The organism is Corynebacterium sp. USCH3, from assembly GCF_037619475.1.
In the GTDB taxonomy this organism is placed as follows: domain Bacteria; phylum Actinomycetota; class Actinomycetes; order Mycobacteriales; family Mycobacteriaceae; genus Corynebacterium.
On sequence record NZ_JAQPZT010000004.1, the window covers coordinates 343,911 to 359,250 of the forward strand.

12 protein-coding genes are annotated in these 15,340 nt (G+C 69.4%); 9 read left to right on the forward strand and 3 right to left on the reverse strand.

Features of this window, described 5'->3' with window-relative positions; translation table 11 throughout:
• Positions 1–75: 75 nt before the first annotated feature.
• From trhO to PQI66_RS10750, 3 genes are all read right to left on the reverse strand, one after another.
• Positions 76–1,011: an oxygen-dependent tRNA uridine(34) hydroxylase TrhO gene (gene trhO, locus PQI66_RS10740; RefSeq protein ID WP_445228026.1), complete on the reverse strand. Its 936-nt coding sequence runs from the start codon at positions 1,009–1,011 to the stop codon at positions 76–78.
• A 107-nt stretch (positions 1,012–1,118) separates the two neighbouring features.
• On the reverse strand, positions 1,119–1,688 hold the full coding sequence (locus PQI66_RS10745) for a GNAT family N-acetyltransferase (protein WP_339998186.1): 570 nt from the start codon (positions 1,686–1,688) through the stop codon (positions 1,119–1,121).
• A 189-nt stretch (positions 1,689–1,877) separates the two neighbouring features.
• Positions 1,878–3,308, reverse strand: coding sequence for an FAD-dependent oxidoreductase (locus tag PQI66_RS10750; RefSeq protein ID WP_339998188.1), 1,431 nt, complete (start codon positions 3,306–3,308; stop codon positions 1,878–1,880).
• 1,349 nt (positions 3,309–4,657) lie between these two features.
• Here PQI66_RS10750 and PQI66_RS15450 point away from each other — a divergent pair.
• The 9 genes from PQI66_RS15450 to PQI66_RS10795 all read left to right on the forward strand — a co-directional run bounded on the left by PQI66_RS15450 (position 4,658) and on the right by PQI66_RS10795 (position 15,231).
• On the forward strand, positions 4,658–6,274 hold the full coding sequence (locus PQI66_RS15450) for a nitrite/sulfite reductase (RefSeq protein ID WP_445228028.1): 1,617 nt from the start codon (positions 4,658–4,660) through the stop codon (positions 6,272–6,274).
• A gap of 9 nt (positions 6,275–6,283) precedes the next feature.
• Complete coding sequence (locus PQI66_RS10760; RefSeq protein WP_339998192.1) at positions 6,284–6,514, forward strand: hypothetical protein; 231 nt, start codon at positions 6,284–6,286, stop codon at positions 6,512–6,514.
• 33 nt (positions 6,515–6,547) lie between these two features.
• Positions 6,548–8,200: an ABC transporter ATP-binding protein gene (locus PQI66_RS10765; protein WP_339998193.1), complete on the forward strand. Its 1,653-nt coding sequence runs from the start codon at positions 6,548–6,550 to the stop codon at positions 8,198–8,200.
• Positions 8,197–10,026, forward strand: coding sequence for an ABC transporter ATP-binding protein (locus tag PQI66_RS10770; protein WP_339998195.1), 1,830 nt, complete (start codon positions 8,197–8,199; stop codon positions 10,024–10,026). Before PQI66_RS10765 ends, PQI66_RS10770 begins: the two co-directional genes overlap by 4 nt.
• Positions 10,027–10,346: 320 nt before the next feature.
• Positions 10,347–11,192: a phosphoadenylyl-sulfate reductase gene (locus tag PQI66_RS10775; protein ID WP_339998196.1), complete on the forward strand. Its 846-nt coding sequence runs from the start codon at positions 10,347–10,349 to the stop codon at positions 11,190–11,192.
• On the forward strand, positions 11,174–12,130 hold the full coding sequence (gene cysD / locus PQI66_RS10780) for a sulfate adenylyltransferase subunit CysD (protein ID WP_339998198.1): 957 nt from the start codon (positions 11,174–11,176) through the stop codon (positions 12,128–12,130). The genes PQI66_RS10775 and cysD overlap by 19 nt, the downstream gene beginning before the upstream one ends.
• Positions 12,130–13,461, forward strand: coding sequence for a sulfate adenylyltransferase subunit 1 (locus PQI66_RS10785; protein WP_339998200.1), 1,332 nt, complete (start codon positions 12,130–12,132; stop codon positions 13,459–13,461). The genes cysD and PQI66_RS10785 overlap by 1 nt, the downstream gene beginning before the upstream one ends.
• Before the next feature lie 25 nt (positions 13,462–13,486).
• The gene (locus PQI66_RS10790) at positions 13,487–14,284 is read left to right on the forward strand and encodes a sirohydrochlorin chelatase (protein WP_339998202.1); all 798 of its coding nucleotides are present in this window, start codon (positions 13,487–13,489) and stop codon (positions 14,282–14,284) included.
• On the forward strand, positions 14,281–15,231 hold the full coding sequence (locus PQI66_RS10795; RefSeq protein WP_339998204.1) for a sulfite exporter TauE/SafE family protein: 951 nt from the start codon (positions 14,281–14,283) through the stop codon (positions 15,229–15,231). Before PQI66_RS10790 ends, PQI66_RS10795 begins: the two co-directional genes overlap by 4 nt.
• The last annotated feature ends 109 nt before the right edge of the window (positions 15,232–15,340 follow it).

Consider the following 15,340-nt stretch of genomic DNA (forward strand, 5'->3'; position numbering starts at 1 on the left):
TGGCACTGACTCTACGGTCCGGGGGGGGACCCGGGGTCGGGGTGGGGGCCGGAGCCCCGTCGTCAGGCCCCGTCGTCAGGAGACGGCCGCTGCGCAGACCTGTGCACAGGCCTCCGCGCCACAGTGGGCGGTGGACGGTGTCGACGCGCACGTCCCGCACAGCAGGACCATCTCGCGGCAGTCCCCGTTGGCGCAGTTGTGGAAGGTGTTGGTGGCGGTGCCGCAGTGCACGCACGCGCCCAACGAGACGGCGTCCTCACTGAACTCCATGTGCATCCGCTTGTCGAAGACGTAGAGGGATCCCTCCCACAGTCCGGTGTCACCGAACTGTTCGCCGTAGCGGACGATGCCGCCGTCGATCTGGTACACGTCGGTGAAACCGCGGTTGCGCATGAGCGAGCTCAGGACCTCGCAGCGGATCCCGCCGGTGCAGTAGGTGACCACGGGACGGTCCTTGAGGTCGTCGTACTTGCCGGAGTCGAGTTCGCGGATGAAGTCGTGTGTGGTGTCGACGTCGGGCACCACCGCGTCCTTGAACCTGCCGATCTGAGCTTCCATGGCATTGCGGCCGTCGAAGAAGACGACGTCGTCGCCGGTGCCGCGTTTCCGCTCAACCAGGTCGTTGACCTCGGCAGGGGAGAGGTGGGTGCCGCCACCGACCACGCCGTTCTCGTCGACCTGCAGTTCCCCGGCGGCACCGAAGCTGACGATCTCGTCGCGCACCTTCACGGATAGTTTCGGGAAGTCCTCGGAGGAGCCGGCGGACCACTTGAACTCCATGTCGTGGAAGCCGGGGTACTCGCGGGTCCGGCGGATGTACTGTTTGACGCCGGTGAGTGATCCGCCGACGGTGCCGTTGATGCCGTGCCGGCTGATGATGATGCGGCCGCGCAGGCCGAGGGACTCGCACAGCGTGCGCTGCCACAGCATCACCGCGGTCGGGTCGGCGACCGGGGTGAAGCGGTAGTAGAGGAGGATGCGCGTCTCGGAGTTCGTCCCTTTGGTTCCCACCCGGGACACTCTATCGGGCATCGCGCCCGACGACGCCCCACCGCCCCCGTATGCCCCCGTACATCCCGTGTTCTCCGGGAGAACGCAACCTGCCTCAGCGGGACGCCTCAGTCGAGGGTGAGGTGCATCTCCTGGTGTTCGATGCCCTCGGCCATGAACGGCTCGTCGGCGGCCTCGAAACCGTAGGACTTGTAGAAGGGCATCAGGTAGGTCTGTGCCTCGATCTTCACCACGGTCTTCTGGATGGAGGGGTCGAGGGCCGCCGCGCGGCCACGGATGACCTCGAGAGCGTCGTCGACCAGCTTCGAGGCGATGCCGAACCCGCGGAAGTCCGGATGCACGCAGAGCCGGCCGATGTGCTGCTCCTCCGGCGGGCCGAACACACGGAGGGTGCCGACGAGGCGCAGGGGGGAGGCGGGGTCGGGCAGACCCCAGGGGTAGTCGGGACCGGACCCGGGGTGGACGTAGGCCAGGAGTTGGTGGGTACCCGGGTCGATGTCGGTGTCGTCGATCTCGGCGAAGCTGGCGCGCTGTTCGTTGACGAAGACGTCCACCCGCAGTTTGTAGAGTGCGTGGACCTGCTGGGGCTGCATGTTCAGCACCTGCTTGCCGGTGAGGTGGACCTCGGGCGCTTCAGTGGCGGGATTGCTGCCTGCGGTGTTCGTGGTGTCGCTCATGACCCTAAGGATAACGGTATCAACGCAATGAATCACCAAAAGGCGGAGAAAACCGCGGGAAAACCGTGACTTTCGCCGGGAATGACGAAAAGCCGCGACGATCAGAGGATCTACCAGGGCTTTCGAAAAAGTATCGCGCTAATTATAATTTCTCCCGGTGAATTACGGGAATCCACGTCACGGGAGGGGCTACGCCTTCACGCGTGCCTCTCCGGAGGAGTAGTGCACCATCTCGTCGTGGGAACGGACCTTCTTGCGCTCGCGACCCTCGGCCTCGCCCAGGGCCCGCTCGTGGGCGTCCAGGTTGTACCAGCCCTGCCAGGTGGTGTAGTCGATGCCGCGCGAGTGCAGCAGTTCGATGACGTCGTCCTCGGCGGGGGCCTCGGGGTCGAAACCGATGCCGGCGTCGTAGTCGGAGAGCAGGTTGGCGACGGCCTCGTTCGCGTCACCCTTGGTGTTGCCGATCAGACCGACGGGACCGCGGCGGATCCAGCCGGTGGCGTACACGCCGGGCAGGGTCTCGCGCAGCTCCGCCTCCGGGTCCGCGGAGCCGGGGACGCCGGCGATGCCGTCGGCGGTGGGGCCCTCGGTCAGGACGCGGCCGCCGACGTTGGGCAGGACGTTCTCCTTGCCGTCCCACGGCAGGTCCGCCTGCTGGTCGGACTTGTAGCCCACGGCGCGGTAGACCTGGCCGACGTTCCACTCGGTCAGGGCGCCGGTGGACCGGACGCCGCCGGAGCCGTCGAGCTCGGTGCGCTCGGTGACCAGGGCGGTGACCCGGCCGTCGTCATCGGTCTTGACCTCGACGGGGGACTCGAAGAAGTGCAGGTAGAGCTTGTGGGGGGCGCCCTTCGGCTCGGCGACGGCGTAGTTCTCCAGGATGGTGCAGACCTGGTCGGTGATCTTGGAGTTGTGCCGGGCGTTCTCGGAGCCCTCGTCGTAGTCGATGTCCTCCGGGTTGACGACGACCTCGATGGTGTCGGAGTGGTTGAGCTCCTTGAGCTCCAACGGCGTGAACTTCGCCTGGGCGGGTCCGCGGCGGCCGAAGACGTGCACGTCCTTGGCCTTGTTGTCCTTCAGGGACTCGTAGACGTTGTCCGGGATCTCCGTGACGAGCAGCTCCTCGCCGGTCTTGGCCAGGACGCGGGCGATGTCCAGGCCGACATTGCCGACGCCGATGACGGCGATGGACTCGGCGTCGACGTTCCAGGAGTCCTCGAAGTGCGGGTTCGCGTCGTAGAAACCGACGAACTTGCCGGCGCCGAGGGTGTGCTCGCCGCCGGGGATGTTCAGGTCGCGGTCGTCGGTGGCACCGGTGGCGTAGATGACCGCGTCGTAGTGCTTCTTCAGGTCCTCCAGCGTGATGTCCTCGCCGACGTTGACGTTGCCGAGCAGACGGATCTGGGGCTTGTCCATGACCTTGTGCAGGGCCTTGATGATGCCCTTGATGCGCGGGTGGTCAGGGGCGACGCCGTAGCGGATGAGTCCGAAGGGGGCGGCCATCTTCTCGTAGAGGTCGATGGAGACGTCCTTGCCGGACTTCATCAGTGCGTCGGAGGCGTAGATGCCGGCCGGGCCGGATCCGATGACGGCGACGCGCAGCGGGCGATTCTCAGACATGAATGCGTTGGTCCAATCCGTGGTTGGCGGGTGTTGGCAGGTTCGTGCGGCAGCTCGGCGGCCGGGCGGGAGTGGTCTGCCGTGTACGTTAGTCTGCCCTGAGGCGAACCGAAAGTGTCGGGACGGCGCAGGTGAGGACGGTCACGCACACGGGCGACCGGATGTCAGGGACAGACTATAGACCACTCGGTCTGGAATCTGCAAGGGTCATCGGCGAATGCCCTCGTCACGGCGGGTGAGTATCTCCTACGTTGTGTCCGCGGACAGACCGGTCTAGTCTGGGGCGACACCTAAGGACCAGACCAAGCGGTCTGTGTGGCCGGTCTCCTGGCCGGCTCCAGCGTTCCTCGGTCTCGCGGCTGCGGGGCGCGGGACCCTCCACGACCAGGAAGCTCAGGAGAAGAGAAGGAATGACCACCGCGACCGACGAACTGACCACCACGGCAGCGCCGGAGGCTCCGTCCGGAACCTCTGCCCCCTCCGCCGACCCGGTGGCCGAGGCACAGCGTCAGGCCGACGAGGCCGCCGGTCACACCGAAGCGGCGGAGGCGGCTGCGGCGGCGGACCCTGACGACAAGGCCCTGGCGGCCGCGGCACGTAAGGCCCGTGCAGCGCAGAAGAAGGCGGCCCGTGCGCTGAAGAAGGCGAAGGACGCCGCCGAGGCCGGGGACGATGCTGGCGCGGCCGACAGCGGTGCCGCTGATGGTGCGACGGGGGGCGACGCACCCGCGACCGAGGAGGCGGCGGCGTCCCCGGCATCGTCCCCGGGTTCCGCAGTCTCCCTGCAGGACGCCCTGTCGCTGATCCGTGCCGGTGCGTCCGTGTTGGCCGTCGCCGCGACCACGGCGGAGGGGGCGGCCGCCGCTCAACCCGGTGACGCCGCACTCGCGGGGGCGGCGAAGGACACCCGCTCGGCGGAACAGCAGGCGGCACAGGCGGTGCGCACGGTCGAATCCGTGCTGGGTATCGCCCCGGACGATGCCGGAACCCCTGAGGCCCCCGGGAACGGTGATGCCGCTGATGCCGCTGATGCCGCTGACGTCCCGGAGGCCCCCGAGGATCCGACCGTGACGGCGGCGCGCGACGAGCTGGCGCGGGTCGAGGCGGAACAGGCGGATCTCGCCGCCACCACGAAGGCCGCGGAGGCCGCGGCTGAGGCGGACCCGGACAACAAGGAGCTGTTCTCCGCCGCCCGCAAGGCACGGTGGAACGAACTGAAGGCCGGCAAGGCCGTCCAGAAGGCGGCGAAGGCACTCGACGACGCCGTCGCTGCCGCACCGCCGGCCCCGAGGGTCCTCACCGACGAGGAGAAGGAGGACCGTAAGGCCCCGAAACCGCAGGGGCAGTGGCTGATCGACGGCACGAAGCCGCTGAACGACGACGAGCGCATCAAACAGGACGACGCGGGCCTCGCGGTCGCCGACCGTGTCCGCGAGATCTACTCCAAGCAGGGCTTCGACTCGATCCCCGCGGAGGACCTGGCGCCACGGTTCAAGTGGATCGGCATGTACACCCAGCGCCGTCAGGACATGGACGGCGAGCAGACCGGTGTACTGTCCAACGCCGAACTCCAGGACCGCTACTTCATGATGCGTATCCGCCTGGACGGTGGCCAGATGAGTGCCGAGCAGATGCGGGTCATCGGCGGCATCTCCTCCGACTTCGCCCGCGGCACCGCCGACTTCACCGACCGCCAGAACATCCAGCTGCACTGGATCCGTATCGAGGACGTCCCGGAGATCTGGGACCGGCTCGCCTCGGTCAACCTGGACACCTTCTTCGGCTGCGGTGACGTGCCCCGGGTCATCCTCGGCTCGCCGGTCGCCGGCATCGCCAAGGACGAGATCATCGACGCGACCCCGGCGATCAGGGAGATCAAGGAGAACTGGCTCACCCGCGACGAGTTCGCCAACCTGCCCCGCAAGTTCAAGTCCGGCATCTCCGGGTCCGTCCGCCAGGACATCACCCACGAGATCCAGGACATCGCCTTCATCGGCTCCGAGCACCCGGAGAAGGGCCCCGGGTTCGACGTGTGGGTCGGCGGCGGACTGTCGACCAACCCGATGCTCGCCCAGCGTCTCGGCACCTGGGTCTCCATCGACGAGGTGGCCGAGGTGTGGTGCGGGGTCGTGCGGATCTTCCGCGACTACGGCTACCGCAAGCTGCGCAACCGTGCCCGGTTGAAGTTCCTCGTCGCCGACTGGGGTATCGAGAAGTTCCGCCGCATCCTGGAGGACGACTACCTCGGGCGGAAACTCACCGACGGCCCCGAGCCGGAGGTCTTCCCGGGTTACCGCGACCACGTCGGCGTGCACGAGCAGAAGGACGGCCGGTTCTACGTCGGCGTCAAGCCCACCGTCGGGCACACCGAGGGTGACCAGCTGCAGCGTCTGGCGGACATCGCCGAGGCCCACGGTGTCACCGACACCCGGACCACGCCGGACAAGGAACTCATCTTCCTCAACGTCGAGAGGGATTCCGTCGACGCCCTGGTGGGCGCCCTCGAGGCCGAGGGCCTGTCCGCGCGGCCCTCGTCCTTCCGTCGTGACATCATCTCCTGCACCGGCCTGGAGTTCTGCAAGCTCGCCCTGGTCACCACCAAGCAGCGCGCGATCACCCTGGCCGACCAGCTGGAGGAACGCCTCGGGGACCTGGACGTGCCGCTGAAGATCAGCCTCAACGGCTGCCCGAACTCCTGTGCCCGCACCCAGGTCGCCGACATCGGGCTGAAGGGCCAGATCGTCACCGACGACGACGGTAACCGGGTCGAGGGCTTCCAGGTGCACCTCGGCGGCGCGATCGGCATGCATCCGGACTTCGGCAAGAAGCTGCGCGGCCACAAGGTCACCTCCGCCGAGCTGGACGACTACGTCGTGCGCGTCGTGGAGCACTACAAGGAGCAGCGCAACGACGGTGAGCAGTTCCGTGACTGGGTGCTGCGCGCCGACGAGGCGGTGCTGCAGTGAGGCTCCGGAATGGATGACACGAACGCCCGGATCCCCGGAAAGACCGCACACCCCAACCCCAGGAGGGCCACCGTCATGAACTGCCCCTACTGCACCTCGGAGAACCTGTTCCCCGACAGTGAGACCGACAACGCCTGGCAGTGCCGGGACTGCTGCCGGGTATTCTCGGTGAAGCTGCACGGCCACATCGACAGGGGAGTCGACAGGGGAGTCGACCGGGGAGCTGACCGGGAAATATAGGTCACCCTTTCCCGTCATGTAACCTCAGTCGTCATGGCGGGAGATGAGGAGACAGACGGTACCGGGCTCGACACCATCAGATCCGGACTCCTGCGGAGCCGCCCCTCGAAACTCCCGGACCCCACCGACCGCCGTTGGCTGCTGAAGCTCGCCGTCGCGCAGCGCCCGCTCCAGTTCATCGCCTCCACCGGCATGCTCGTCGGGTTCATCTGCAACGCCACCACGTCGATCGTGGTGGGACGTGCGATCGACGATGCCGTCGCGACCGGGCGGTGGGGACGCCTGGTCCTGTGGGTCGCTCTGCTCATCGGCCTGTTCGCGGTCAACGCCGTGGCGTTCTGGCTGGCGCGACGCTACACCGAGATCACGATGCAGCAGCTCAGCCACGACCTGCGCACCACGGTCACCGACCGGATCCAGGACCCGCGCGGCGTCAGCGGTGCCGGCGGGCGGGAACGCACCGCCGGTGGACTGCTGTCGATCGCCAGCACCGACGCGAACAAGGCCGCCGAGATCGTGGTGATGACCGTCTTCCCGATCGCCGAACTCGGCTCGATCCTCTACGTCGCCGTCGTCGTCCTGTCGATCCACTGGCAGCTCGGTCTCGCCGTGCTGATCGGAGCGCCGCTGGTGGTGGCGCTCTCGGTGCGCGCGGCCCGCCCGCTGCGTGCCCGCGCCCAGGCCCGCCAGCAGGCGCTCGCGCAGGCGGCGTCCGTGGCGGCGGACGCGGTGCAGGGACTGCGGATCGTCAAGGGCCTCGGTGTGGTGCGCACGATGCGGCGCCGCTACCACGGGTACTCGACGAGCGCGTTGGACGCCACGGTGCGCGCCAACGCCGCGGAGGCACGGCTGACGATGGTCACGGAGTCCGTCGGGGCGATCTACGTCGTCGCCATCGGCGTCACCGCCGGGTGGATCGCCCTGCACGACGGTCTGAGCGTGGGGCAGCTGATCACCGTCGTCGGCCTGTCGCAGTACGTGGTGCAGCCGATGACGATGCTCGGCCGCAACTTCGCCACCCGGGTCGCGATCTCGGCGGCGTCGGGACGTCGGGTGCGGGAGATCCTCACCGCGCCCTACGCCGATCCGGACGAGCGGTCCGACGCGGCGACGGACACCGTGCTCGCCGCCGTGCCCGCCGGGGTCACCGTCGTGCGGGGCGGTGGATCAGGGGCAGGCGGCGAGGCGGGCGCCGTCGCGGCACTGCGCCGGCTGCCACGCCACCGGGTGATCGTCGCGCCGCACGGGGCGGACCTGTTCGACGGTTCCCTGCAGGACAACGTCCACCCGGATCCGGCGGTCGCCGCCGGGGCGCTGGAGGTCGCCGACTGTTCCGACATCCCCGGCGGACCCGACCGGTCGGTGGGGGAGGGCGGGCGACGCCTGTCGGGCGGCCAGCGCCAACGTGTCGCCCTGGCACGCGCGATCGCCGCGGACCCCGAACTGCTCGTGCTGTCGGACCCGACGACCGCGGTGGACTCGGTGACGGAGCAGCACATCGCCGACCGCGTCGCCGCACTCTACGCCGACGGCAGGCGCGCAGGTCACCGGGTGCTGGTCGTCAGCGACGCCCCCGCGTGGCACGTCGCCGCCGGCAACGAACTCACACCCACTGAGCTGGTGGCGCTGGCTGAACTGACCGGTCCGACGGGGCCGGCGGTCCTGACCGGGGAGGAGCAGCGATGAGGGCGGCGTCCCTGGCCCCGCTGAACACCGCGGGAGACGACACCGGCCCGGTGCGTACCTTTCCGTTGGCCACCTGGTCCCAGGCCCGTCGTGAGGTCGTCGCCCAGGCACGGAAGGTGCCGCGGGCGCGGCGGCAGGCGCTGGTCGCCTTCCTGCTCCTCGCGGTCGGATCGACCTGCACGGTCACCATCCCACGCCTGCTGGGGCGCATCGTGGACATCGTCTCGTCGGCGGCGTCGGTCCCGCAGGCGGAGACCGACCTGTGGCGCACCGCCGGGGTGATGGTGGTCATCGCCGTCGGTGCCGGTGTGTTCAACGGGACCGGCTACTTCATCCTCGCCCGACTCTCCGAGCGGCTCATCGCGAACCTGCGTGAGGAGATGGTCGGCACGGCCCTGGGACTGCCGATGCACACCGTCGAGGACGCCGGTACCGGCGACGTCGTCAGCCGCTCGACCGACGACGTCGCCCAGGTGTCCGCCGCGATCATGGAGGCGTTGCCGATCCTGTCGGGCGCGGTGTTCGTCATCGCGGCCACGGCGGTCAGCCTGGTCACCGTGGACTGGCGGTTCCTGCTGATCATCCTGGTGGTGTCCCCGGTGTACTGGCTGGCGGCACGGTCCTACCTGCGGCGCGCGCCGGCGCTCTACGCCGCCGAGCGTGCGTCGATGGGGCTGCGCGCCCGCCGCGTCCTCGAGGCCATCCACGGCCGGGCCACGGTGCGTGCCTTCCGCATGGAGGACGCGATGCACGACCGGATCGCGGACTCCTCGCGCCAGGTGATGACCAATGCGGTCCGTGCCAACCGGGTGATGGTGCTGCTGATGAACAAGATGCTCGGCGCCGAGCTGGTGATGCTGTCCAGCGCGATCGTGCTGGGGTTCGTCCTCGTCGACCACGGGGTGCTCGGTGTCGGGGCGGTGACCGCCGCGACACTCATGCTCATCCGGGTGCGGGGGCCGTTGCAGCAGATCATGCGCGTCCTCGACGTCGCACAGTCCGGTTACGCCTCCCTGGCCCGGATCGTCGGCGTCACGGTGGATCCGCCGCGTCCGGTGCCGGACGCCGGTGCGCCCGACGCCCGCGGCGAGGTGCGCCTGGCCGGGGTGGACTTTCGGTACGGGGACGACTCCTGGGCGGTGCGGGACGTCACCTTCACCATCGCCCCCGGCCGGACGGTCGCCCTGGTGGGGGCGTCCGGTGCGGGCAAGACGACGGTGGCGACGCTGCTCGCCGGGCTGCGGGAACCGACCGGTGGGTCGGTGACGGTGGACGGGGTGCCGGTGACCGCGCTCTCCGACGACGAACGTGCGGCGCGGCTGGCGCTGGTCTCGCAGGAGGTGCACACGTTCTCCGGCACGCTGCGGGACGACCTGGGTCTCGCGGTGGACGGGGACGCTTCCGAGGTCACCGACGACCAGCTCATCGCGGCACTCGGCGATGTCGGGGCGCTCGACTGGTTCCGACGGTTGCCGGAGGGGCTGGACACGGTCGTCGGTGCGCGTGGTCTGGTGCCGGACCCGGTGGTGGCCCAGCAGATCGCGCTGGCCAGGGTGTTGTTGCGTGATCCGCGGGTCGTCGTCCTCGACGAGGCGACGGCGGAGGCGGGCTCTGCCGGGGCGCAGGCCCTGGAGGCCGCCGCCCGCCGTCTCACCGAGGGGCGGACGGCGCTGACGGTGGCGCACCGCCTCGACCAGGCGCGTCTGGCGGACGAGGTGCTGGTGATGGAGGACGGCCGGATCGTGGAGCAGGGGCCGCACGACGACCTCGTCGCGGCCGGTGGACGCTACGCGACGCTGTGGGAGGTCTGGTCGCGGGGACGGTAGGGATGGCGGGCAGGTGCGTGCACGCGTACCCGATCCGGCGGATCGGTGACACGTGCCCCCGGAATCCGGTACGCGCGCACGCACGGGGGAGTTTCACGGCGAATCAAATCGGGGGATCCGGGGGACGGGCACGTGCCAGCCGGTCGATACAGACCCCTCGGTCTACAGAATAAACATATCGTGAACAGGTAAGACAAGTACTGTTTGTGTCCGTACATGAGATTCTGGTTGCCCCGGGGAGGTGTCTGCTCTAGTCTGGTGACTCATACCGCAGACCGACCGGTCTGTCGTGCTTGATCCCCGACTGAAGAAGAGCAGCAATGACGAACACAGGACCAGACGTCGGCTTCGCGACGCTCACCGGTCTGATCGGCGCATCCGGCGTCGCGGGAACGCAGGGCACGGAGGGGCGCCCGGACCTCCGCGACCCGGAGGTCAGCCCGTCCGACGCCCCGACGACGACCACCCACCTCAGCGCGGAGCAGACCGCCGCGCACCAGGCACTCGTCGACGAGTGGAACGGGAAACTCGACGGCGCCACCGCCGAGCAGATCCTCGACTGGGTCAACGAACACGTCACCGGGACCGTGGCGGTGACGATGTCGATGCAGGACACCGTCCTCGCCGAGCTCGCCGAGGGCCGTGTCCACGACGCGGAGATGGTCTTCCTCGACACCGGCTACCACTTCGACGAGACGATCGACGTGGCACGCGAGGTCGACGAGCGCTACACCCTGCCGCTGCGCACCGTCGAACCCGTCTACTCCGTGACGAAGCAGGACGAGGTCTACGGCCGCGACCTGTACAAGCGCAGCCCCACGGCGTGCTGCCGGATGCGCAAGGTCGAGCCGTTGGCCCGGATGCTCAACCCCTACGAGGCCTGGATCTCCGGGGTGAAGCGTGTGGACAGTGAGCTGCGCAGGAACACCCCGATCCTGGACGTCGACCGCACCGGCCGTCTGAAGATCAACCCGATCGCCGCGTGGACCGACCAGGACGTCGAGGACTACATCGAGTCCCACGACCTGATCATCCACCCGCTGACCACGCAGGGCTACCCCTCCATCGGCTGCGCCACCTGCACGATGCCGGTCGCTCCCGGCGAAGACCCCCGTTCCGGCCGTTGGGCCAACTCCTCCAAGACAGAATGCGGACTCCACCTGTGACTACTGCGACAGAACGCCAGACACCCAGCGTCAGCCCCAGCGTCGGCCTCAGCCCCCACCTGGCCAGCCTCGAAGCCGAGGCCATCGAGATCCTCCGCGAGGTCGCCGGCCAGTTCGAGCGGCCCGCCCTGCTGTTCTCCGGCGGCAAGGACTCCGTCGTCGTGCTGGAACTGGCCAAGCGGGCCTTCTTCCCCGCCGCCGTGCCCTTCGAACTGGTCCACGTCGACACCGGCCACAACTTCCCCGAGGTCATCGAGTTCCGCGACCGCGTCGCCGAGGATCCCCGCATCAGCCTGCACGTCGCCCACGTGCAGGACTGGATCGACTCCGGTGCGATCCAGGAGCGACCCGACGGTACCCGCAACCCGCTGCAGACCGTCCCGCTGGTCGAGACGATCCAGGACCGCGGCTACGACGCCGTCCTCGGCGGCGCCCGCCGCGACGAAGAGAAGGCCCGCGCCAAGGAGCGTGTCTTCTCCGTCCGCGACTCCTTCGGCGGCTGGAACCCGCGCCGGCAGCGTCCCGAGCTGTGGGGTCTCTACAACGGCCGCCACCAGGCCGGTGAGAACATCCGCGTCTTCCCGATCTCGAACTGGACCGAAGCCGACATCTGGGACTACCTGCGTGCCCGCGACGTCGAGATCCCCGGCATCTACTACTCCCACGACCGTGAGGTCTTCAACCGCGGCGGCATGTGGCTGACCGCCGGTGAGTGGGGCGGTCCGGCCGAGGGCGAGACCGTCGAGACCAGGACCGTGCGCTACCGCACCGTCGGCGACATGTCCTGCACCGGTGCCGTCCTGTCCGACGCCGCCACCATCGACGAGGTCATCGACGAGATCCGCCTCTCCACCACCACCGAACGTGGCGCCACCCGTGCCGACGACAAACTCTCCGAGTCCTCCATGGAGGACCGCAAGAAGGAAGGCTACTTCTGATGACCGCTCCGACCGCCACACGGGAGGTCCCCGTGACCGACGCCGCCGCCACCCTCCCGACGCTGCGCCTGTGCACCGCCGGCTCCGTCGACGACGGCAAGTCCACCTTCGTCGGGCGTCTGCTGCACGACACCAAGTCCATCCTGGCCGACCAGTACGAGGCCGTCCAGCGTGTCTCCGCCGCCAAGGGACTGGAGAACCCGGACCTGTCGCTGCTGGTCGACGGGCTGCGCGCCGAGCGCGAGCAGGGCATCACCATCGACGTGGCCTACCGCTACTTCGCCACGGACAAGCGCTCCTTCATCCTCGCCGACTGCCCCGGCCACGTGCAGTACACCCGCAACACCGTCACCGGCCTGTCGACGTCCGACCTGGTCATCGTGCTCATCGATGCCCGAAACGGCGTCATCGAGCAGACCCGCCGCCACCTCACGGTCGCCGCAATGATGAAGACCTCGCATGTCGTCGTCGCCGTGAACAAGATCGACGCCGTCGACTTCGACGAGGGAGTCTTCCGCTCGATCACCGCCGAGGTCCGCGACCTCGCCGAGGAACTGAACCTCCCGAAGATCGACGTGGTGCCGACTTCCGCGCTGCTCGGCGACAACGTCGTCTCCCCGTCGGAGAACACCCCCTGGTACGGCGGGCCCACCGTCCTCGACATCCTCGAGGAGGCCCGTCCGGCCCGCGTCAACGCCGGCAAGGTCCGCGGGCTGCGCTTCCCGGTGCAGGTCGTCATCCGCGACCACGCCAGCGACTACCGCGGTTACGCGGGACGCCTGACGTCCGGTTCGATCGCCGTCGGCGACACCGTCTCCGTGGGGGGCCGTGACGGTCGGACGACCACCGTCGTCGGCATCGACGGCCCGGCCGGGCAACAGGACCGCGCCGAGCGCGGTGAGTCCGTCACCCTGCGGCTGGCCGACGACATCGACATTTCCCGCGGTGACCTCATCGCCTCCGACGTCGAGGGGGACGCGGCACCGGCCCTGTCGAACTCGGCCACCGCCCTGGTGTTCCAGCTCGCCGAGACCCCGGTGAAGCTGCGCGGCAACGTGCTGCTGCGCTACGGGTCGGCCACCGTGCGTGCCCGCGTCGACGAGATCGTCAGCCGCGTGCACATCCTCGACCGGAACGAGACCGCCGACGACGGTGACCTGGGCACCGAGCTCGCCCTCAACGACATCGCCGAGGTGCGCGTCACCGTCGCCGAGCCGCTGCCGTTCGAGGCGTACCGCCGTGGCGGACGCGTCGGGTCCTTCCTGCTGATCAACCCGGGCACCGGTGACACGCTCACCGCCGGGCTGGTCACCGAGGGCGCACAGGCCTGAGCGGCCGGACGACGACAACCCACCGATGAGCACCGCTGACCAGTCCGCCCCGCCGCCCGTCGTGTGTCTGGCTCACGGCTCCCGGCACCCGGAGGCGGACCGTACGGTGGTCGACATCGCCCGGGCCGTCGCCGGGCTGACCGGACGTGAGGCCCGGGCCGCCTACCTGGACTTCTCGCCGGTGACGGTGACCACGGTGGCGGGCCTGCTCGCCGCCGAGGGACACTCCGAGGCCGTCGTCGTGCCGTTGCTGTTCACCACGGCCTTCCACATGACCACCGACGTCCCCGAGGCGTTGGCACAGGCCACCGCGGAGACCGGGGTGACACTGCACCAGGCCGACGGCATCGGAACCGGCGACGACCTCGCCGACCTGCTGGCTTCCCGGATCCGCGGCCGCCGTGACCGGGACGGTGACGCAGACGCCGTCGACCGGCTCGTCCTCTACTCGGTCGGGTCGAGCGTCGCCGGCGCGAACGGGCGGGTCGCCGATCTGGCGGACGCCGTCGGTGACCGGCTCGGAATCCCTGCCGACGCCCTGGTCGCGACCGGTGGACCCGGCACCGGGCCGGACGCTCTGGTCGCCCACGTCGACGACGTGGCCGGCCCGGAGGAGGGCGGTGCCCGGCGAATCGCCGTGGAGCCCCTGTTCATCTGCCCGGGCAGGCTCTGGGACGACGCCGTACGTGCACTGCGTCGGTCGGCATCCGCCGCGACGGTGACGACGGGGGAGCCGCTGGCCGCAGCGGTCGCCCCGCTCGTCGCCGCACGGATCGGGGCGGGCCGGCGACGGGAAGATGACGGGAAGGGGATGACCCGATGAAACTGCTGCTGTTCGCCGTCGCTGGCCTGATGGCGCAACTCGTCGACGGGGCCCTCGGCATGGCGTTCGGGGTGACCGCGACGACGATGCTGATCCTGTCGGGTACCGCCCCGGCCCAGGCCAGTGCGGCGGTCCACTTCGCCGAGGTGGGGACGACCCTGTTCTCAGGGATCGCGCACTGGCGGCTCAACAACGTGCACTGGCCCACGGTGGTCTTCCTCGGCATTCCCGGGGCTGTCGGCGCGTTCATCGGCGCGACCGTTCTGGCGGGCCTGTCCGCGGAATCCGCCGAGCCGGTCGTCTCGACACTGCTGCTCGTGCTCGGCGCCTACGTCCTGGTCCGCAGCATCCTGGTGCCGTGGAAGAAGACCGCGGCGTCCGACGGTGCCCCGGCGTCCCCGTCCCGTCGGTCCCGCCTCGGCCTGGTCACCCTGGGTCTGGGTGGAGGGTTCCTCGACGCGTCCGGCGGTGGTGGATGGGGCCCGGTCACCACCTCGACGCTGATGAGTGTGGGACGCAGTGAACCCCGCAAGATCATCGGCACGGTCAACACCGCCGAGTTCCTCGTGGCAGTGGCAGCCTCCGCCGGGTTCATCATCGGACTCGACCGCGTGCACGAGTCCTGGCAGCCCGTCCTCGGCCTGCTCATCGGCGGACTCATCGGCGCGCCGATCGCCGCCTGGATCGTGACGGTCATCAAACCGGACGTCCTCGGCGGCATCGTCGGGGCCGTGCTGGTGGGGCTCAACGGTACGCGGGTGAGCGTGTCGCTCGGCTGGACCGGGGTCGTGCTGACCGCCCTGGTGGTCGCGGTGTGCCTGGCCGCCGTCGTCCGCGGGCTGCGGGCACGGCGGGCACGGCGGGCACGGCGGGCACGGGGTGTGGAGGACGACGTGACACCGGAACCGGCCGACCCGGTAGTTATCGCCGTAGATACACCGCGGTGAGTCGGTGACCGCGGTCCGGGGCGGTTTCACCCCCGCGTGAGTGGGGTAAGACACAGCAATGGGGGTATTGAGAGCAACGAGACACTTCTGCGTTGGTCGGTGTCAGTGA